Below are 20712 nucleotides of genomic sequence, written 5' to 3' on the forward strand. Positions count from 1 at the left end.
TTGGAGATGGAGTCGATGTTGCAGCACCAGGAGTTAACATCTTTTCCACATTGCCTACTTTTCCAAATTCTGAAGGACCGCTAAACTTTGGTTCCCTTTCTGGAACATCACAGGCTACTCCATTTGTTGCGGGTCTAGCTGGGTTAATCAAAGCAACATTTCCTTCATTGACAAATGTGCAAATACGTCAAGCAATTGAATCATCAACAGATGATGTACCCGGTGCTGGTACACTATACAAATTTGGTAGAATCAACGCAAACTCCGCTATGATCGCAGCAGGCGAATTATAAAGGATTATATAAAGAAATATTTATATTAGGACCGTCTTTTAAATTGCGTTCAAATCCTTAATCGTATAAAAAACGTCTCTTAAACCCAATTTTCCGGGATTATGGAGACGTTTTTAATTGATATAATCAAAATCGGGTCGGATGGTAAGTGTGTCCATCATGGTATTCAGCGTAGGTGGGGCTGGTACTGCTGGTTAAAACCAAATTCAAAAATAAACAAATTGCAATGTAACTGTTTTTAAACTCCGATAATTTGCTCGCATTAGGCGACGAGGATATTATTTTGTTTCCAGGATACGGCGATAAAAAACTAGTTTATCTTCGAGAATTTTTCTCTTTTTTTGGCGGAGCAATAGAAATAGTCATCGGGAAAAAAATCAAGCAAAATTCTCTCGTTTACCTATTAGGGAGGGGAAATCTTTTTGGATACAAAAATTGCTAAGAATCGTGAAGAGTTATCTGGAAAGTTAACGAACGTATTAGATTCAAGGGAAGGGAATCAGTTATTTATTAAGCTAAATGGCAGGTTAGTTGAATAAAGTAACGTATCATGGTGATTTTTGCTTGCCTTTCACGTTCTGCCATTTCTTTAGCTAACTTTTGGTCAAGGCTATAAAGGATTCCCCCAACATAATCAGGTACACTTGCCCCTTTTTCATAAGATTCCTTTATTATTTTCCACAAATCTTTTTCAAGGACTTCAAAATCTAAAAAAAGGCTATTATTTAGGCTTGTCTGGTTGATAACACAGGCAAAAAAAAATTTATTTCATATGATTAATGTAGATTACTATAAAGGAGATGTTATCTATGGGAGTTCGCTGTAGTTGTGGAGTGCTTGTTAATGCAACGAAAGAAGATGTTAATGTAAAATTTAATGGAGTCAATGGTAACGAAAGAGGAACAATTACGTATATGGCAAATGTTTGCGCTGATACACTAGCTACATCCACACTTTCACTAACCTTTACTGACACTGATGGGAATCCACCAGATACTTCGTTTGATTTTACTGCAACAGCCATTACTTCAGTTACATGCAGAAGAGAAGGAAACACTTGTGTTGTTACTGTTACAGGAACGGGCTCAAAAACAGGATTTGGCGGAGATGCTACGGGACTTGATTTTACTGCAGTATTTAGAGATAATCAATCTCCAGGAGTAGCAACTGACATTGTCACAAGTTTTGATATTACAGGATTTTTCTCGCAAACAGGTGCTGAACCTGTTCCAAACGGTACTATTACGGCTCTAGGCTGTGCAGAAGGTATTTAAGCTCCATTGTTGAAAACTAAAGAATGGGAGGGGGACGGCAAACAAAAGTTTGTTTTCCACCTTCCTGGTTATGACAAATACTTGATTTCATGGAGAAATCTACAAGTAGATAAATATTGCGATAGAAACTTTGCCTTTAATTTTGCGCGAAAATTAAAGTACAAAGAAGTTAAAACCACAGCTTTAACGACGCTTAATTCCCAAAAGAACAAATCAATAAATACTTACGTTAACTACAATAACTTTGAATTTGATAGTGGTGAGTCATACTAAAATTAAAGCAAAAGTAGAAGTTACTGAAGACTTTTCAATATTTAAAGAAGGTATTGAGGTTGGTAATTCTATTAAATTTAACATTGGACAAAACTCCTCAGAAAGTATTGTGGATGTAATAATGTTTATTGAAGATGTCATGTTAAATCATCCGGATCAAGTTAAAATACCTGTTTTTAGTAAAGTTGTTGAGGATGACTTGGTTGATAAACTTAATAACAAACTACAGGAGGCAATCAAGGAAGAAACATATGTAGTTAACTTTTCTGAAATTTACATAATTGGGACTAATGAAACATTCAATCATAATGATAGTACTTATAAAATTTCTTTTAAAAATAAACAGAAAATGATTGAAGCGCTTACCCAAGAAGAACTTCAAAAATTTGCTGTTGAAAATGAGTTTAACTTAAATGAAAATATCCTTGATATTAAGGTAGTCAGTTTTCAAAAACGGAATTTCAGTAAGAACAGATACAATAAAGGATTCAATTGATAACACTGATAGGTTATAGGCCAGTTATTCGGATTAATTATGTAAAATAGGCATGTTGTAACTAAATAAACTCACCAGCATCTTGTGCTGCCACATAAACTCAACACAGGTAGAGAGTGTTTCGCAGTTAATATTAAGGTGTGAATAAATCATTGCCAGTCCGGCCCTGAATTCGTGACTCCTGCGAATTCGGGGTCTTTTCAAGTTACATTCTTACCACATTAGTGTCGAAGATATTTTCATGTCAAAAACAAAGTGGTTAATGAGGCGAATATTAGCAGGAGTTCACTTTAGTTGTATAGAGATTGTAAGGTTAAAATAAATCATACCTTTATAAAAAATTAGGCGATTTATCAATCGGTTTGATAAACAGTGCTTAATCATGGTATAAGTGATAAAGAAGCAGGGGACATTCTGCTTTTTAATTGTGGGATAAGGCTTTTGGAATGCCATCCCATTATGAGAGGATTGAAATTTTGAAATGAACGATAATTTTTGGCGTGAGTTACCACGACCTTTTTTTATACTGGCACCAATGGAAGATGTGACGGATGTAGTTTTTCGGCATGTTGTGAGTGAAGCTGCCAGACCGGATGTGTTTTTTACAGAGTTTACAAACTCGGAGAGCTACTGTCATCCCGACGGGAAAGAGAGTGTTCGCGGGCGTTTGACTTTTACAGAGGATGAACAGCCCATGGTGGCCCATATATGGGGAGATAAGCCTGAAAACTTTAGGCAGATGAGCATTGGTATGGCAGAACTTGGATTTCGGGGCATCGATATCAATATGGGCTGCCCTGTACCTAACGTGGCGCAGCATGGGAAGGGAAGCGGCCTGATCCTCCGTCCGGAAGTTGCAGCAGAATTAATACAAGCCGCAAAAGCAGGAGGCTTGCCGGTAAGTGTAAAGACAAGGCTGGGTTATTCGGAGATCGGCGAATGGCGTGACTGGCTGAAACACATATTGAAACAAGATATTGTTAATCTTTCCATTCACCTGCGTACAAGAGATGAAATGAGCAAAGTAGATGCTCATTGGGAACTGATCCCGGAGATTAAGAAGCTTCGTGACCAGGTGGCACCAGATACACTCTTGACGATAAACGGGGATATTGCTGACCGTCAAACCGGCTTAAAGCTTGCCGAGGAATATGGTGTGGATGGGGTAATGATCGGCCGCGGTATTTTCAATAATCCATTTGCCTTTGAAAAGGAGCCGAAAGAGCATAGCCCTAAGGAATTGCTTGATCTCTTAAGGCTGCATCTGGATCTTCACGATCAATATACACTCCGTTCGTTTAAAGCTCTTCATCGCTTTTTTAAGATCTATATCCGCGGGTTCCGGGGGGCTGGTGAATTAAGAAACCAATCCATGAACACAGAGTCAACAGATGAAGTGCGAGCATTGCTCGATAAATTCGAGGCAGAGAATCTTAATGTTGTAGCAGATTAAGGAATATGATTTTGATGTGTTTGTGGCCAATGCTGCCATTAATGAAGGAGGACCGCTTGGTGAGGTTCCGATGGACCGATTTCGGGCACTTTTTGAGGTGAATGTATTTGCGACCCTTGAGACAGTCCAAATCGCTGCCAGAAAGTTTGTGGAAAAAGGCCGGGGGAAAATTGTATTCATGAGTTCAATGGCCGGAATCTCGGCGACACCCTATGTTGGTCCCTATACTGCCACCAAGCATGCAATCGAAGGCATTGCTCAGACACTCCAATCCGAGCTGAAAGAATTCGGAGTCCAGGTGGCCACCATTAATCCGGGTGCCTTCAAGACTGGATTCAATGACCGGAGCGCTGAAGAAAAATGGAAATGGTTTGACGAGGAAAATAATTTCACACGCAAGGAAGACATGATTAAACAAGAAGAAGCCTTGAAAAATCAATTTGATCCAGAAGACATGATTCAAAAAATGATTGAAATCATTCCTGCTGATTCTCATAAATTTCGGACAGTCTTTCCTGAAGAAACCGAGAAACAGCTGAAAAAGACTGAACAGGAACGCTGGGAAATGGAAATTTGAGAAGGAAACCAAAGAGCAGCCAGACAGATAGACTGGCTGCTCTATTTATTTCTTCCAATAACACACTAAAACAATCGGAATAAAACTTCGTAAAAGACGTATGTATGATTAACTGGCAGACGGATTAGAGCTGGAAGGAGTTAAACTTCCTATCAACAGGTTCTGCAGGCTGAACATTGATGGAAAAAAGCAGGAGTTTATAAGAAAAAAAAGCCTTAGATAAATTAATATTCTAAATATTGCTTGAAAAATTATTGACAAATCTGATGTGTATGGTAGGATTAATTTTATTAAAAAGTTATTCATATATGGTAAGGGAATGACCCAAGAAGGGAATTCCAGCCATAATGGAAGAATACCTTTCTTCCTTATATATTTTGAAAGGAGGCGGACCTGCTGAAACCATCGGATTGGGAAGAGATAGCCGGGCACTTAGAGAAGATGCTTGCATCTGTGAAGTATGGATCGATTACTTTAGTAATCCAGGATGGCAAAGTCATTCAAATTGAAAAAAATGAAAAGGTTCGTCTTCAATCAAATAAATCTCGCTGACTAGAAAAACTAGAGGCGGTCCGATCCTGAAAACAGGGGAGGACTGCCTTTTTTTCATGATTCCTTTTGGATATTGAAAAAAACAGGGAAAATTCAGTACATCAAAATTTCATCGGGAATATCATGTGTTAGGCATTGTTCTCATGTGCTTTTAGAAATATTGAAAATGAGGGAATTTCCGCTTTATATGCTGGAAGGAGAATGTATAGATGGAAATATCAGAGTTTGAAAAAAAATCACTGGAGAAGGCTGAGACCTTTCCTATAGATGATGCAACAAAAGGAGCCCTGGGAGTTCTTGAATGGGCATACAAGACATTTGCCGAGGAGAAGATTGTCTATGCTTCAAGCTTTGGAGCAGAAGCCATTGTTTTAATTGATCTCATACAACAGGTTAAGCCTGATGCGCATATCGTATTTCTGGACACCGGCCTTCACTTCCCGGAAACATATGAAGTGATCGATGCGATCGAGGCACGCTTTCCGAGCCTCCGGATTGAAAGGAAGCTCCCGGCCTTAACCCTGGATGAACAGGCTGCACAGCATGGGACCGCACTATGGAAGAGGGAGCCAAACAGCTGCTGCAACATCAGAAAGGTCATTCCGCTGCGAGAAACGCTATCCACTAAGGAAGCATGGATTTCAGGCTTGAGAAGAGAGCAGTCCCCTACAAGGGCGAACACTAACTTCATCAATAAGGATGCAAAGTTCGATAACTTGAAGATCTGCCCTCTGATCCACTGGACATGGGATGAGGTCTGGGAATACATCAGGGAAAAGGATCTTCCTTACAATAAGCTTCATGATCAAGGATATCCAAGCATCGGATGCTTCCCATGCACGCAGGCAGCAGGCGTGGATGGCGACAGCCGTGCAGGACGCTGGGCCGGTATGGGAAAAACAGAGTGCGGTCTGCATACTCGCTAAAAAGGAGATGAAAATATGCTCATTCTTGTTGCTGTTTCCGTAGGGTTATTTTTTGCAATGAATATTGGGGCCAGCGGGGCAGCGGCTTCAATGGGAATATCATATGGCGCCGGAGTCATTAAAAACCATAAAATCGCCCTCCTGCTATGCGGGATAGCGGTATTTCTGGGAGCCTGGCTCGGCGGCGGAGAGGTCGTAAAAACGATTGGAAGCGGGATTGTTCCGAAACATACCTTTACTACTGCCATTGCCTTGATCGTTCTAGCCTCTGCGGCACTGTCTCTCTTCCTGGCGAATTATTTTGGGATCCCCCTTTCCACAAGTGAAGTAACAGTGGGATCCGTCATTGGAGCGGGCATCGTATACCAATCCGTATATGCTGCGAAGCTTATCTGGATTTTCATGTTCTGGCTATTGACGCCTATCGCTGCCTTTTTTATAGCGATAGCCGTATCTGCACTGATTAATCTTAAAGTGGTCCAGTCCTTGATGAAGGCGCCGAAAGCTGCCAGGATCCTTGGAGTGCTGGTTATTTTCATGGGACTGTTTGAGGCATTTTCTGCAGGGATGAACAATGTGGCCAATGCAGTAGGACCATTGGTTGGGGCTGGGTTGATATCCACTCATAATGGCATTCTTTGGGGAGGCCTTTTCGTCTCGCTGGGAGCGTTTTTCCTTGGCAGAAAGGTCCTTGAAACAAATGGAAAAAAGATTACAGACCTAAAGCTGGAAGAGGGCTGCATCATTTCAGGGACAGGGGCTGGTATTGTTACAGCAGCTTCCATCTTCGGAATCCCTGTTCCTCTCACGCAGATTACGACCTCATCCATCATTGGGTTGGGCTTTGCCAAATACGGCAAAGAGGTCCTAAAGAAGGACATCGTCATTAAGCTCCTGGCAGTTTGGATCGTCTCACCAGTGTTATCCATGGTACTGTCTTTTACGCTTATCCAGCTTATTGTTGAAAAGAATGTCTATCCGATCATCGTGATTATCGGTGTGCTTATATCGGTATTCGGAATAAAATTTTTAATGCGAAAACCGGCTGAGCCGGGGACCGTACTCTTATCAAAAGAACATTAATCGTGATGAATCCTCTTAATCAGGATTTATATATAAAAGAATGAAAGGTTGATTTCAAAATGTCTTTGCCTGCACCACATGGAGGTACTCTAGTTTCTGCATATAATCCAAATTACGATTTTTCTAATGTGAAAAAGGAAATGGCTATTGATGCGATTGCTTATAGCGATCTGGAGCTTATCGGAATCGGGCTGTTCAGCCCGCTGACTGGTTTTCTGGGAAAAACAGATTATGAATCGGTTGTTGAATCCATGAGGCTTGCCGATGGAACCATCTGGTCCATCCCGGTAACTCTTCCTGTAAGCCGTGAAATTGCAGAGGATTTAAAAGAAGGGGATGCAGTCAAGCTGACGTTTGAAAATGAAACAGTCGGCGCACTCGAAATTTCTGAGCTTTATGAGCCGGACCTGCATAAGGAAGCGAGAGAGGTATATAAAACCGAGGAGCTTGCACATCCAGGCGTAAAACGTCTCTTCGAACGCGGTGAGGTTTATGTGGCCGGTACTGTTACTCTTGTGAAGAAGTCAGATAAAGGCGTCGCTTCCGATGTTTGGTTCGAGCCCCAAGAGACCAGAAAGATGTTCGAGGAAAAAGGCTGGAAGACAGTTGTTGGATTCCAGACAAGGAACCCTGTCCACCGTGCCCATGAGTATATTCAAAAAGCAGCACTTGAAACTGTAGATGGCTTATTCTTGAATCCTCTTGTCGGGGAAACCAAATCAGACGATATTCCTGCAGATATCAGACTGGAAAGCTATCGTGTCCTTTTGGCAAACTACTATCCAAGTGAACGAGTACAGCTTGGAGTCTATCCTGCCGCCATGCGCTACGCAGGACCGCGAGAAGCGATTTTCCATGCAATCGCACGGAAAAATTTCGGCTGCACCCATTTCATCGTCGGACGTGACCATGCCGGAGTAGGAAACTATTATGGAACATATGATGCCCAGTATATCTTCAGTGAATTTACAGAGGAAGAACTGGGAATCAAGCCATTGTTTTTTGAACATAGCTTTTACTGCACAGCCTGCGAGGGAATGGCTTCTGATAAAACCTGCCCGCATGGCAAAGAAGAACGAGTCATCCTGTCAGGAACAAAAGTCAGGGAAATGCTTCGTTCAGGGGAACTTCCTCCTTCTACCTTCAGCCGCAAAGAAGTTGTTGAAGTATTAATTAACGGCTTGAGAGAAAAAGCGACGATCTAAGGAGGAGCACAAAATGAGCAAAGCAACGAATATTACGTGGCATGAAGCTGCGATTTCTAAAGCAGAACGCCGGAGCAGGAATGGGCATGGGAGCTGTGTACTGTGGTTCACAGGCCTTTCCGGGTCTGGAAAATCCACCATTGCGAATGCTTTTTCCAGCTTCCTGTTTCAAGAGGGAATTAGTGAATATGTGCTCGATGGGGATAATGTAAGGCATGGGTTAAACAAGGATCTCGGATTCTCTGACGAGGACAGAACTGAAAATATCCGGAGAATCGGTGAAGTGGCCAAGCTTTTCGTCGACAGCGGGAAAATTGTCACTACAGCCTTTATTTCCCCTTTCCGATCTGATAGGGACCAAGTGCGGTCTTTATTTGAAGAAGGGGAATTCATCGAGGTCTTCGTGGATTGCCCTATTGAGGAGTGCGAACGCCGGGATCCTAAGAAGCTTTATGCGAAAGCAAGGCGCGGAGAAATAAAAGATTTTACAGGAATTGATTCTCCGTATGAGGCTCCAGTCAAACCAGAAATCACTATTCACTCTAACTCTCTTTCTGTTGAAGAGTCCGTAAAGCAAATTGCTGAAGATTTAAAGAATAGAGGGATTCTGTAAGCGCGGATTGCTCTGTTAATATAGGCTTAAAGCAGTCACTGAATGGTACCATTCAGTGGCTTTTCTTCATAAAAGAACGTAATGGAAACAAAAAGCACGTGCAAAATGGGTACAGGATCTATATAATGTACGCTGATTAAGAATTGTTTCGAATAGTTAAACTAATGGGCAGACCAAAGAGAGGACGGCGGAAAATGGCGGGAAAAGTCTATTTAGTAGGAGCCGGTCCGGGCGATCCGGAGTTAATCACAATCAAAGGCCTGCGCTGCCTGCAAGAAGCGGATATCATCTTATATGACCGTCTCGTAAATCCTGAATTGCTGAAGCATGCCAGACATGATGCACAGCTTGTTTACTGCGGAAAGCTGCCTCATGACCACGCTATGAACCAGGAAACGATCAACAGCCATCTTGTGAAGTATGCCAAAATGGGGCTCAAGGTGGTACGTCTTAAAGGCGGGGATCCTTTTGTTTTTGGCCGTGGCGGAGAGGAAGCCGAAGAATGTACGGAAAACGGAGTGGAATTTGAAGTTGTGCCTGGAATCACATCAGGAATTGCAGCACCTGCCTATGCAGGCATACCTGTCACACACCGGACGCTTAGTAAGAGTTTTGCATTTATAACCGGCCATCAGGCTGGGGATGAGGAGGCAGAGCATCAGTGGGCTCATCTAGCCCAGGCGGTCGATACCATATGTGTTTATATGGGAATTTCCCATCTGCCGAATATCGTGAAGCATCTGCTTCAGTCAGGAAAATCCAAGGATACGCCGATTGCCCTGGTCCACTGGGGAACACTTCCTGGCCAAAGGACGGTTGCCGGCACGTTAGAATCAATAGAATCCAGAGTTCAAGAGTCAGGAATTTCAAATCCCAGCATGATCATAATCGGGGAGGTCGTGCGGCTCCGGCATAAAATCAATTGGTTTGAAGAGGAAGTAGTACCCCATCTTCCCATAATGCCGCATTAGCAGAAAGGTGGATAAAGCTTTGAAGGCTATTCTTTATATAGGTCATGGAACCCGTTCGAAAATAGGGGCAGCAGAAGCAAAGCTGTTTATAGAAAGCGTGATGGAGAGGGTCCATGCACCCATTCAGGAAATGAGCTTTCTCGAGCTGACAGCCCCTTCGATTGAAGAAGGATTTGAACGCTGCGTCCAGGAAGGGGCATCGAGTATACATGTTGTGCCTCTTTTCCTTCTGGCTGCCGGGCATATCAAGGTGGATATCCCGGAAGCACTTAAGCCCCTCGCTGAAAAATATCCAGGGATTCCAATTCATACTGCCAATCCATTCGGAGTCCAAGAGCGGATTCTCGATGCCATCCAAGAGCTTGTTTATGATACTGCCGGCAGCACGGCCAGCGAGGATTCCGTCCTTATCGTGGGGAGAGGCAGCAGCGAAAAGCAGATTCATGATCGGTTCGCCGACATTGCCAGGGGAATTCAGTCAAGGCTGAATGTCCATTCCGTAAGGGTGTGCTATCTGGCCGCTGCTTCCCCTTCCTTCCAAGATGGCATGGCATCCATTGTAAAGGAAGCAAAGGGCAGGATTATTGTCATTCCTTATCTGTTGTTTGGCGGATTATTGCTTGCAGAAGTAAACCGGGAAGTCAGCAGACAGAAAAGCCAGGGGGCTGACATTCTTCAGACGGGTGCTTTGAGCGGGCATAAGGCCATCAGGGAAATTGTCATTGAACGTGCTTCTCAGAAAGAGGATACTCATGCAGCCATTTATCATTAAAATTGCAGGGCAAAAGGTTGTCATTGCGGGTGGCGGAAAAATAGCTGCAAGAAAGGCGAGAGTCCTTGATGGAGAATCTGCCTCCATTACTTTTATTGCACCTGAATTTTCTGCAGAGGTGGAGACGCTTTCCAAGGAAAAAGGGTATACCTTAATCCAAAGGAAGGCTGCCCCGCAGGATTTTTCGGAGGCTTTTCTTGTCATTCTGGCAACCAATGATCCTAAAGCGAACAAACAGCTTGCGGATTCTCTTCCTCCCCGGCAGCTTGTATGCATCGCAGACGATTTTGAAAACGGAAATGTAGCTTTTCCGGCCACCGTTAGGCGTGGAAGCCTCCAGATAGCTGTCACCTCTGGAGGAGCAAGCCCGAAGCTGACAAGAAAGCTGAAAAAGGAATTCGAGCAGCAATTTGACCAATCCTGGGAGGGATATACTGAATTTCTTTTACAATGCCGGAAAGTGATAAAAGGGCTTGGCCTATCTCAGGAGGAAAAGCAGGAACTGCTTTGGGAGCTTTTAGAAGACCAATACAGAATAAGCGAATCCGCCCGTCAGATTAAACTGCGGCAAATTCTAAACGAATACAAATAAGTCTCTGCACTAAGAGGCTTATTTTTTTTTGTTGAATGGTTTTTCATCCATGCCTGCAGGGTAGAAACAAACAGGTTTGTACTTACATAAAACTGGGGGAGGAACAAGAATGAATCATGGAGGAAATGAAAAGGAAAATATGAAAACTGAGCAGCTCTCAGGATTTACTGCCGATGATAAGGGAGAAATCCTGACAACCAATCAGGGAGTGAAGGTCTCAGAAGATGAACATTCCCTAAAAGCTGGGGTTCGTGGTCCTACTCTAATGGAGGATTTCCATTTCCGCGAAAAAATGACGCATTTTGATCATGAAAGAATCCCTGAGAGGGTCGTCCATGCAAGAGGATTTGCCGCACATGGAGAATTCAGGGTGTATGAAAGAATGAAGGAATATACAAAAGCTCATTTCCTGCAGGACCCCGATGACGTCACACCAGTGTTTGTCAGGTTTTCAACAGTTGCCGGCTCCCGTGGTTCAGCTGAAACCGTGCGTGACGCCCGTGGTTTTGCCACCAAGTTTTATACCCAGGAAGGGAATTATGACCTTGTGGGAAATAATATACCGGTATTCTTTATTCAGGATGCCATTAAGTTCCCGGATCTTGTTCATGCACTAAAACCTGAACCACATAATGAAATTCCACAGGCACAGTCGGCCCATGATACATTTTGGGATTTTATCGCTAACAACCAGGAATCCGCACATATGGTGATGTGGGCAATGTCGGACCGTGCCATTCCAAGGAGTTTCCGGATGATGGAAGGCTTCGGTGTCCACACCTTCCGCTTTGTGAATGAAGAGGGAATGGCCCATTTTGTTAAATTCCATTGGAAGCCTGTCCTTGGCACGCATTCGCTTGTCTGGGATGAAGCGCAGAAAATTGGGGGCAAGGATCCGGATTTCCACCGCCGTGATTTATGGGAATCCATTGAAATGGGGAATTATCCAGAATATGAGCTCGGTGTTCAGCTGCTTTCTGAAGAAGATGAATTTAAATTTGATTTTGATGTACTTGACCCGACAAAGTTATGGCCGGAAGAAGATATCCCTGTAAAATTAATAGGGAAAATGACACTGAATCGGAATGTGGATAACGTTTTTGCTGAAACAGAGCAGGCCGCATTCCATGCTGGAAACGTAGTCCCGGGGATTGATTTTACAAATGATCCGTTATTACAGGGGCGATTGTTTTCCTATACTGATACACAGCTAATCCGACTAGGCGGCCCTAATTTCCATGAGCTTCCGATCAATCGGCCGGTCTGTCCGTTCCATAATAATCAAAGGGATGGATACGGCAGGCAGACCATTAACAGGGGGCAGGTTAGCTATCACAATAATTCACTGGCTGCTGGCACTCCGCGTCCTGCGAGCGGGGCTGAAGGCGGATATGTCCATTATCAGGAAAAAGTGGACGGCCGAAAAATCCGCAGCCGGAGTGAAAGCTTCAATGATTTCTTCACACAGGCCACACTGTTTTGGAACAGCATGAGCACCCCTGAGAAGGAACATATCATACAGGCATTCAGCTTTGAACTGGGCAAGGTTAAAAGCAAATCTGTCCAGCAGCAGGTTGTGGACATGTTCGCTAATGTAAGCATAGAATTGGCTTCTGCCTTTGCCGAAGCCATTGGTGCTGTTCCGCCTTCAGGAAAAGATAAGGAATATGCCAAATCTTCCCCGGCATTAAGTCAGGAGAATACGAAGAAACTGCCCTTAACACGTAAGGTCGGCGTTATTCTGGGACAGGACTTTAATGGAGAAGGTGTTGGTGCCATCCTGGATGGGCTGAAGCAAAAAGGGATGCAGCCGGAGGTTATCAGTAATAAGCTTGGACCTGTTACAGGAAATAAGGGTGAAAAGATCGAAGCTGTCCATACCTTTTTGACTGCAGATTCAGTTCTTTTTGATGCGATCTATGCTGCGGGCGGGACAGGAAACAGCCTCTTCATGAAAGAAGCAGCCCGGTACGTGTCTGAAGCGTTTGCCCATTATAAACCCATTGGAGCTACATTTGAAGGAATGGAAATCCTTGAGAAAACCTGCGGGGCAGAATCTAGGGGAGTTGTTGCTGAAGACGATAGCAGCACATTTATTTCTAGGTTTACTGATGCAGTTTCTGCCCACCGGTTTTGGGACAGAAAGCTTCTATAATTTTTCTAGACAGCCCTCGGGTGATGGAATTCCCGGGAGGCTGTCTTCTTTTTTACGGATCATATAAGGAAATCTTATAACGGGTAATTGTATTTACTGAATTTCTTTTATGCGGAACAGCTAGTATGATAATTATTGAACGATTCTTTCAAAGGGGAGAGATTGTATGATTCTAGGAGTGCACCATGTGCAGATTACGATACCAAAGGGAGCCGAAGATGATGGCCGGGACTTTTACTGCCGCTTATTGGGCCTGCCGGAAATTGAGAAGCCGGATTCCTTGAAGGGGCGCGGCGGTTTTTGGTTAAAAGCAGGAAGCAGGGAGATCCATGTAGGAACCGAGGAAGGAGTTGAACGACTAAAAACCAAGGCGCATATTGCGTATGAGGTTGCGGATGTCTCGTATTGGAGAGAGGCACTGGAGCAGGAAAACATTAAACCGCTTGCTTCTGTGCCGATTCCAGGCTATGAACGCTTTGAGTTCAGAGACCCATTCGGCAATCGAGTGGAAATGATTCAAAGCCTGTAAAAATTGAAGCCTGAACGGATTCGTCCAGGCTCGTACATTCTTTATTTCTTTTCTGAGAACAGGCGGTAGATCACAGAAAAGTCTTCTTTACTCCACCCCTGCTGTTTTGCCAGTGCATAAATCTCCTTCGTCACATTGACAATCGGCATCGCGGTATTGTTTTCAAAAGCTGTCTGAGATACCAGCTGTAAATCCTTTTGCAAATGCTCCAGAGGGAATTCAGGCGCAAAATCATGCTCGAGGACCTTGTTCTTTTTCCCTTTGAGGAAAGGAGCTGTGGTAATGCCGCCGAGCAAAGTTTCCACAACCGTGCCCCGCTCAAGCCCTATAGCCTCCCCAAAGGAAACTGCCTCAGCGAAGACAGCCATAGTCTGGCCAAGCATCAGGTTGATGACTAGCTTCATAGAAGATCCCATACCATGGGAGCCTTGATGCACGATCGATTTTCCCATAGCTTCCATCATTGGACGGACTTCCTCAAGATCTTCCCCGCTGCCGCCGACTAAAAATATAAGCTCTGCATTTTCAGCGGGTAATTTTGAGCCTGAAACAGGGGCGTCCAGAAAGCGAAGATGCCTCTTCTCGGATTCGTTTGCCATTCTTCTTGAGAAAGAAGGATCAACCGTGCTGCAATCCACCCACAGTTTCCCTTCTTTCAAGCTGTCTAGGAATCCCTCTTCGCCAAGGGAGACGGCCTCAACAACGGATGGATTGGCAAGCATGGTGAAAAGAACGTCGCTCTTCTCTGCCGCCTCTTTAGGTGATTCAGCCCATTTCGCTCCCTTGTTCAAAAGCTCCTCCGCTTTATCCTTTGAACGATTATATACCGTTACTTCAAAACCTGCTTTTAAAAGGTTCGCTGCCATTCTGCTGCCCATAATTCCAAGGCCTATAAATCCAATCATGTTAATCCCCCACCTATCATGAAAATTTTTTACTTCTATCATTATTATCCATCAGTCATCCATCTAAGCCAAAAATTATGCTCTTAAATTTTTGACGGAAAAAAGCCTGGAGGATTTGAAACTTTTTTATCCTTCATCCGTCTATATTAATACTCAAGGTTAGAACGCGGGATAAAAGGGTAAATGAATGTTAGACCAGATGGATCTTTCTTGCAGCTAACCGCGGATTAAAACAGGTGTACTATTAAACTTAGTTTAAGGAATAGAATGTTAAATAGATTTACAGGGGGAATTAAAATGAAGAAATTCATTCTTTCGTTACTGGCTGTTCTTGTACTATTGCCTGCCGGATTCACTTCAGCTGCCACCAAAACAGAAAAACAGACCACATATATCAACAAGCTCTTTACGAATAGTAAGGGGACATACATAAAAGCGGATTATATCCAATGGTTTAGAGGAGAACAGGCAAACAAGGAAGCCTATAAAGATAAACAATGTTACTGGGATAAGGGAAAATGCTATGCTATGGACGATTATTATATCCGCAACATCAACCCGAAAATCCGCACCCTGAAAATTGCTAAAAATGCTGTCGTTACAATGGAAACCTTTCAAATTGAGAAAACATACGACGTTAAGACTCAAAAAGTTTCTCTGGCGACCTTTAAACAAGAAATGCAGAAGAAGCGTTACCGTTACATTCCATTTCATATAGAATTGAAAAACGGAGTTATTACAAAAATTACGGAGCAGTATATTCCGTGATCGAAAAAGAGCATCCCGCTGCGGATGCTCTTTTTTATCGCCTTTTATCATTAGAGGTGGAATATTTTCTTTCCAATGCCTTTATAAAGGTCTGCACGGTTTTTTTATCCTCCATCACGGGAGACAGGATATAAGAAAGTGCACGGTTGAAGCGCTGGTTTTTTAAAGGAATAATGGAGAGGGTTTTGCTTTTCACATCCCGTTCTATCACGCTTTGTGAGAGAAGGGAGAGCCCCATTCCATTAATGACTGATTCCTTAATTCCCTGGTTGCTGCTGATTGTAAGAAGGGAATTAATCTTAAGACCGTTTGACCTTATGATGTGGTTGAGATACTCCCTTGTCCCCGACCCAATTTCCCTTGAGACCCAGGACTGGTTCTGAAGATCGGCAATGGAAGCTTCCTTCTTTGCAGCAAGCTCATGGCTGTTTGAGGCAACAATGAATAACTCATCCTGCATAAATGGATGTACAGACAGCTCTCTGTCATTTGTCTGTCCTTCAATCAGCCCAATATCCACCTGATACTGCCTTACCCATTGAACCACTTCATCCGTGTTGCCGATTGTAATCTGCAGAACGAGCTCCGGATATTCCTGTTGAAGAGAATAAAGCATAGCCGGCAGGATATATTCCCCATTGGTAAAGCTTGCGCCAATCTTCAATTCACCTTTAATGGAATTATGATGCTCCAGAATATCTGTTTTAGTTTGTTCATATAAGGCAATCATCCGTTTAGCACGGTCATAGAGAATTTCACCCGTCGGGGTAATTTTCAAATGCTTGGGAGATCTCTGAAAAAGGATGGTCTGAAACTCCTTTTCAAGATTTTTTATATGGAGACTTACGCTTGGCTGGGACATAAGGAGCAGTTCGGCCGTCTTGGTGAAATTTTTAACTTCTGCCAGAGTAACAAAGGTTTTTAATTCATCATAGTTCAATGAAAAAACCTCCTTCTTAATTATTAGGAAAGTTAATAAGTACTATAATTTTTATTTATTTTACTAATGCTTCTTCTTTAGGTAAAGTAATAATTAGAAACTTTTTTAAAATTAGCTGTTTTCACAGTGATTTTGATATTGTGTCCCAGGCTATTTTTTTATAAATAAACCCGACTTGTTTTATAGGAAATCATAGAATAAACCGGGATCTTCAGCTTTAAATTCTTGTGAGGTGGATATCGTTGCAATTCCAGGTAATCAATAGTCCGTTTAACCAGGAGCAGGCTGATCTTCTGAACCGCCTGCTGCCAACCTTGACTGAATCCCAAAAAATTTGGCTGAGCGGTTTTCTTGCAGCTTCTCAGCCTGCTCCTGCTCCGTCTGGACAGCAGAGTGTTTCTGTTCAAACTGAACAAGCTTCTCCTGAACCGCAGAGGGAAATTACGATTTTATTCGGCTCTCAGACAGGAAATGCACAGGGCCTTGCTGCAAAAACAAAAAAAACGCTTGAGGAAAGTGGCTTTACTGTTTCGGTTTCTTCCATGAGCGATTTTAAACCAAACAATTTAAAAAAAGTACAGGATCTCCTGATCATTGTAAGTACTCACGGAGAAGGCGATCCGCCGGATAATGCCCTGTCCTTCCATGAGTTTCTTCACGGCAGGAGAGCTCCAAAGCTTGAGGGAGTCCGTTTCTCTGTCCTTTCCCTCGGAGACAGCTCCTATGAATATTTCTGCCAGACAGGCAAAGAATTTGATCAGAGGCTGGAGGAGCTTGGCGGCAGCCGGCTGTATCCACGTGTGGACTGTGACCTTGATTACGATGAACCTGCTGCAGAATGGGCAGGCGGTGTGTTAGAGGCCTTAGGGAAAGGGGGCAGCGGAAAGAAGACAGAATCCGCGCCTGCAGTGACTCAGGCTACGGAATCCGTTTATTCCAGGACCAACCCATTCAGGGCTGAAGTTCTCGAAAACATCAACCTGAACGGACGCGGTTCCAAAAAGGAAACAAGGCATTTGGAATTATCGCTTGAAGGATCTGGATTGACCTTTGAACCAGGAGATTCCCTGGGGATCTTTCCAGAAAATGACCCTTCATTGGTGGACGCGCTTATTGCCGAAATGAATTGGAATCCGGAAGATAAGATTAGGATCAACAAGCAGGGAGAAGAGCGTTCCATCAGAGATGCACTTCTTACCCATTATGAAATTACGGTGCTTACAAAGCCTTTAATCGAACAGGCCGCAAAGCTTTCATCAAACGAGAAGCTGCAGGAGCTCCTAAAGCCTGAGAATCCCGGACAGCTGAGGGAGTATATAGAGGGAAGAGACCTGCTCGACTTGATACGGGACTTTGTACCATGGGATCTTCCTGCCCAGGAATTTGCAGGCATCCTTAGAAAGATGCCATCAAGGCTTTATTCGATTGCAAGCTCCCTGGCGGCCAATCCGGAGGAAGTACATTTAACAGTTGGGGCAGTGAGGTATCAGGCGCATGGCAGGGACCGAAATGGAGTTTGTTCTATTTTATGTTCTGAAAGGCTTGAGCCGGGAGATACCATACCCGTATATATACAGAAAAACGAAAACTTCAAGCTTCCTAAAAATCCTGAAACTCCAATCATTATGGTTGGACCGGGCACGGGGATCGCACCATTCCGGTCTTTCATGCAGGAACGGGAGGAGACAGGAGCGGAAGGGAAGGCCTGGTTATTTTTTGGAGACCAGCATTTTGTAACAGATTTCCTATACCAGACAGAATGGCAGAGATGGCTGAAGGATGGAGTCCTTACTAAAATGGATGTGGCTTTCTCCCGCGATTTAGAGGAGAAGGTCTACGTACAGCACCGTATGCTTGAACAAAGCGAAGAACTTTTCCAGTGGCTTGAAGAAGGAGCTGCAGTCTATATCTGCGGCGATGAAAAAAACATGGCACATGATGTTCAGAATACGCTGATCGAAATTATTGAAAAACAGGGCAGAATGAGCCGGGAAAAAGCAGAAAGCTACCTGGCTGGTCTGCAGCAGGACAAGAGATATCAAAGGGACGTTTATTAAGTTTAAATGAAAGGAGCTATCCTACATGGTGAACCCTGTTTTAAAGGCGCCTGAAGGCCAGCCTAGTGATGTAGAACGAATTAAGGAAAAAAGCCGCTATCTTCGCGGTACGTTAAAGGAAGTAATGCAGGACCGGATCAGTGCCGGAATTCCAGAGGATGATAATCGCCTCATGAAGCACCACGGGAGCTATCTGCAGGATGACCGTGACCTTCGTAACGAGAGACAGAAGCAGAAGCTTGAGCCTGCTTATCAATTTATGCTCCGGGTCCGCCTCCCAGGAGGAGTTGCTACATCGGATCAATGGCTGGTAATGGATGACCTTGCCGAAAAATACGGAAATGGCACATTAAAACTGACTACACGTGAAACTTTCCAAATGCACGGAATCCTTAAATGGAATATGAAGAGCACAATCCAGGCCATCCATGCCTCTTTAATGGATACAATTGCAGCATGCGGAGATGTGAACAGGAATGTTATGTGCACATCGAATCCTTACTTATCTGAAATCCATACTGAGGTTTATGATTGGTCTAAAAAACTGAGCGATTATCTGCTTCCGCGTACAAGAGCTTATCATGAAATCTGGCTTGATGAAGAAAAGGTGGCCGGTACTCCGGAGACAGAGGAAGAAGTGGAACCAATGTACGGTCCGCTCTATCTTCCACGTAAGTTCAAAATTGGGATTGCTGTGCCTCCGTCAAATGATATTGACGTGTTTTCTCAGGACCTGGGCTTGATCGCCGTAGTAGAGGACGGAAGACTTGCAGGGTTCAATGTTGCAATCGGCGGCGGTATGGGGATGACACATGGAGATACAGCCACATATCCGCAGCTAGCCAAGGTGATCGGTTTTGTAAGACCGGAACAAATTCTTGAGACAGCTGAAAAAATCATCACCGTTCAGCGTGATTATGGAAACCGCTCTGTCCGCAAAAATGCCCGCTTTAAATATACGATTGACCGTCTAGGACTTGATAATGTAAAAGCGGAGATTGAAAATAGACTGGGCTGGAGCCTTGAGGAAGCAAGGGAGTACCGATTCGAGCATAATGGAGACCGCTACGGCTGGGTAAAGGGTATAAACGGCAAGTGGCATTTCACTCTCTTTGTTGAGGGAGGACGTGTTGCGGATTTCGATGACTATAGGCTGAAAACAGGTCTTCGCGAAATTGCCAAGATCCATACCGGTGATTTCCGTTTGACTGCTAACCAGAACCTTATTATAGGAAATGTGTCATCACAAAAGAAAAAGAAAATCACTGAGCTGATCGAGCAATTCGGCCTGACGGATGGCAGCCGCTACTCAGCACTGCGCCGTAATTCTATGGCCTGTGTGGCACTGCCTACATGTGGACTCGCCATGGCGGAAGCAGAGCGCTATCTACCTTCATTAATAGATAAACTGGAGGAAATCGTAGACGAAAATGGACTTCGGAATGAGGAAATTACAATCCGCATGACCGGCTGTCCGAATGGCTGCGCACGCCATGCCCTTGGTGAGATTGGATTTATAGGAAAAGCTGTAGGCAAATACAATATGTATCTGGGTGCTGCCCATGATGGAAGCCGTTTAAGCAAAATGTACCGAGAGAATATAGGAGAAGAAGAAATCCTGGGTGAAATGCGTGTGCTTCTGTCCCGATATGCAAAAGAACGGAATGAATCCGAGCACTTTGGAGACTTCGTAATCCGCGCCGGCATCGTGAAAGCTACTACTGATGGAACGAATTTTCATGATTAATATCTAAAAAGCATGAAGGATCATCCGGACTGCAGGCAAACCTGATATACAGCAGGTTTGCCTGCGGTTTTTTAGTTAGGTGGATGTTCGAATTGTTTTGAGTGTAGGGCCAGCCGGTGCGTGAACGATAATTTATTTAGGATATTAGGGGCGTGTTTGGATCATTACGGTGATTGCAGGATCGATTAATGTGTATCTGGATTCATTCACCATGAAAACGGATCATTACTAAATTCGCCAGCCCCCTCCGTTTAACGTTTGGATCTAATATTACTTTAAGCTGACGGTAAGCAGAAAAACACTAAAAGATTTGTTAAAAAGTTATTGACGAAGCGCTTGGCAGCTGGTATAGTTATAAACGTTGCTGCTGAACAACACAACTCACTTGAAAATAAGTTGAAAAAAGTTGTTGACAACAACGGAACGGAAATGTTATATTTAAGAGGTCGCTTTTAACAAAGTTGACCATTACTGATTAACGTGAATGCTCTTTGAAAACTGAACGAAACAAGACGCCAACGTTATTTTCTT

19 protein-coding genes and 1 pseudogene are annotated in these 20712 nt (G+C 43.7%); 18 read left to right on the plus strand and 2 right to left on the minus strand.

What is annotated here, in order from left to right:
* The 15 genes and pseudogenes from H539_RS28305 to H539_RS0110555 form a co-directional block, all read left to right on the plus strand.
* Positions 1 to 293, plus strand: a 293-nt coding sequence (locus H539_RS28305; protein ID WP_035322345.1) for a S8 family serine peptidase, incomplete at its 5' end; no start/stop codon positions are given.
* An 809-nt stretch (positions 294 to 1102) separates the two neighbouring features.
* A complete protein-coding gene (locus H539_RS0110480; protein ID WP_026693472.1) occupies positions 1103 to 1567 on the plus strand; it encodes a hypothetical protein in 465 nt (154 codons plus the stop codon).
* Positions 1568 to 1826: 259 nt separating this feature from the next.
* On the plus strand, positions 1827 to 2336 hold the full coding sequence (locus tag H539_RS28310) for a hypothetical protein (protein ID WP_026693474.1): 510 nt from the start codon (positions 1827 to 1829) through the stop codon (positions 2334 to 2336).
* Positions 2337 to 2817: 481 nt separating this feature from the next.
* Positions 2818 to 3789, plus strand: coding sequence for a tRNA dihydrouridine synthase (locus H539_RS0110495; protein WP_026693475.1), 972 nt, complete (start codon positions 2818 to 2820; stop codon positions 3787 to 3789).
* Positions 3782 to 4366 (plus strand): annotated as a pseudogene (locus tag H539_RS28315) (SDR family NAD(P)-dependent oxidoreductase); the annotation flags it as partial. The gene H539_RS0110495 and the pseudogene H539_RS28315, both read left to right, overlap by 8 nt.
* Positions 4367 to 4807: 441 nt before the next feature.
* Positions 4808 to 4918: a YezD family protein gene (locus H539_RS30745; protein ID WP_081415846.1), complete on the plus strand. Its 111-nt coding sequence runs from the start codon at positions 4808 to 4810 to the stop codon at positions 4916 to 4918.
* Between the two features lie 209 nt (positions 4919 to 5127).
* Positions 5128 to 5844, plus strand: coding sequence for a phosphoadenylyl-sulfate reductase (locus H539_RS0110515; protein WP_026693476.1), 717 nt, complete (start codon positions 5128 to 5130; stop codon positions 5842 to 5844).
* Positions 5845 to 5859: 15 nt separating this feature from the next.
* Entirely contained in the window at positions 5860 to 6927 is a 1068-nt protein-coding gene (locus H539_RS0110520; RefSeq protein ID WP_026693477.1) for a sulfate permease, read from the plus strand.
* A 59-nt stretch (positions 6928 to 6986) separates the two neighbouring features.
* Complete coding sequence (sat, locus tag H539_RS0110525; protein WP_026693478.1) at positions 6987 to 8132, plus strand: sulfate adenylyltransferase; 1146 nt, start codon at positions 6987 to 6989, stop codon at positions 8130 to 8132.
* A gap of 13 nt (positions 8133 to 8145) precedes the next feature.
* On the plus strand, positions 8146 to 8745 hold the full coding sequence (gene cysC / locus H539_RS0110530) for an adenylyl-sulfate kinase (protein ID WP_026693479.1): 600 nt from the start codon (positions 8146 to 8148) through the stop codon (positions 8743 to 8745).
* A 194-nt stretch (positions 8746 to 8939) separates the two neighbouring features.
* Complete coding sequence (gene cobA, locus H539_RS0110535; RefSeq protein ID WP_026693480.1) at positions 8940 to 9716, plus strand: uroporphyrinogen-III C-methyltransferase; 777 nt, start codon at positions 8940 to 8942, stop codon at positions 9714 to 9716.
* A gap of 19 nt (positions 9717 to 9735) precedes the next feature.
* A complete protein-coding gene (locus H539_RS0110540) occupies positions 9736 to 10488 on the plus strand; it encodes a sirohydrochlorin chelatase (RefSeq protein ID WP_026693481.1) in 753 nt (250 codons plus the stop codon).
* Positions 10469 to 11080 carry an NAD(P)-dependent oxidoreductase gene (locus tag H539_RS0110545; RefSeq protein WP_026693482.1) on the plus strand — a complete coding sequence of 204 codons (612 nt, stop codon included), beginning with the start codon at positions 10469 to 10471 and terminating at the stop codon, positions 11078 to 11080. Before H539_RS0110540 ends, H539_RS0110545 begins: the two co-directional genes overlap by 20 nt.
* A gap of 109 nt (positions 11081 to 11189) precedes the next feature.
* Complete coding sequence (locus tag H539_RS0110550) at positions 11190 to 13235, plus strand: catalase (protein WP_026693483.1); 2046 nt, start codon at positions 11190 to 11192, stop codon at positions 13233 to 13235.
* A 166-nt stretch (positions 13236 to 13401) separates the two neighbouring features.
* Positions 13402 to 13764, plus strand: coding sequence for a VOC family protein (locus tag H539_RS0110555; RefSeq protein WP_026693484.1), 363 nt, complete (start codon positions 13402 to 13404; stop codon positions 13762 to 13764).
* A gap of 41 nt (positions 13765 to 13805) precedes the next feature.
* On the opposite strand, the gene H539_RS0110560 is transcribed toward H539_RS0110555, so the two are convergent.
* Complete coding sequence (locus tag H539_RS0110560) at positions 13806 to 14669, minus strand: NAD(P)-dependent oxidoreductase (protein ID WP_026693485.1); 864 nt, start codon at positions 14667 to 14669, stop codon at positions 13806 to 13808.
* A 297-nt stretch (positions 14670 to 14966) separates the two neighbouring features.
* Here H539_RS0110560 and H539_RS28320 point away from each other — a divergent pair, with 297 nt between their 5' ends.
* Complete coding sequence (locus tag H539_RS28320) at positions 14967 to 15437, plus strand: hypothetical protein (RefSeq protein ID WP_051348541.1); 471 nt, start codon at positions 14967 to 14969, stop codon at positions 15435 to 15437.
* Positions 15438 to 15471: 34 nt separating this feature from the next.
* Here the strand turns inward: H539_RS28320 and H539_RS0110570 are convergent, their stop codons facing one another.
* Complete coding sequence (locus H539_RS0110570; protein ID WP_026693486.1) at positions 15472 to 16377, minus strand: LysR family transcriptional regulator; 906 nt, start codon at positions 16375 to 16377, stop codon at positions 15472 to 15474.
* 242 nt (positions 16378 to 16619) lie between these two features.
* On the opposite strand from H539_RS0110570, the gene H539_RS0110575 reads away from it, so the two are divergent.
* Positions 16620 to 18434: an assimilatory sulfite reductase (NADPH) flavoprotein subunit gene (locus H539_RS0110575; protein WP_026693487.1), complete on the plus strand. Its 1815-nt coding sequence runs from the start codon at positions 16620 to 16622 to the stop codon at positions 18432 to 18434.
* Between the two features lie 25 nt (positions 18435 to 18459).
* Positions 18460 to 20181, plus strand: coding sequence for an assimilatory sulfite reductase (NADPH) hemoprotein subunit (gene cysI, locus H539_RS0110580; RefSeq protein WP_026693488.1), 1722 nt, complete (start codon positions 18460 to 18462; stop codon positions 20179 to 20181).
* Positions 20182 to 20712: the final 531 nt, after the last annotated feature.

It is taken from the genome of Peribacillus kribbensis DSM 17871 (assembly GCF_000430765.1).
In the GTDB taxonomy this organism is placed as follows: domain Bacteria; phylum Bacillota; class Bacilli; order Bacillales; family DSM-1321; genus Paraperibacillus; species Paraperibacillus kribbensis.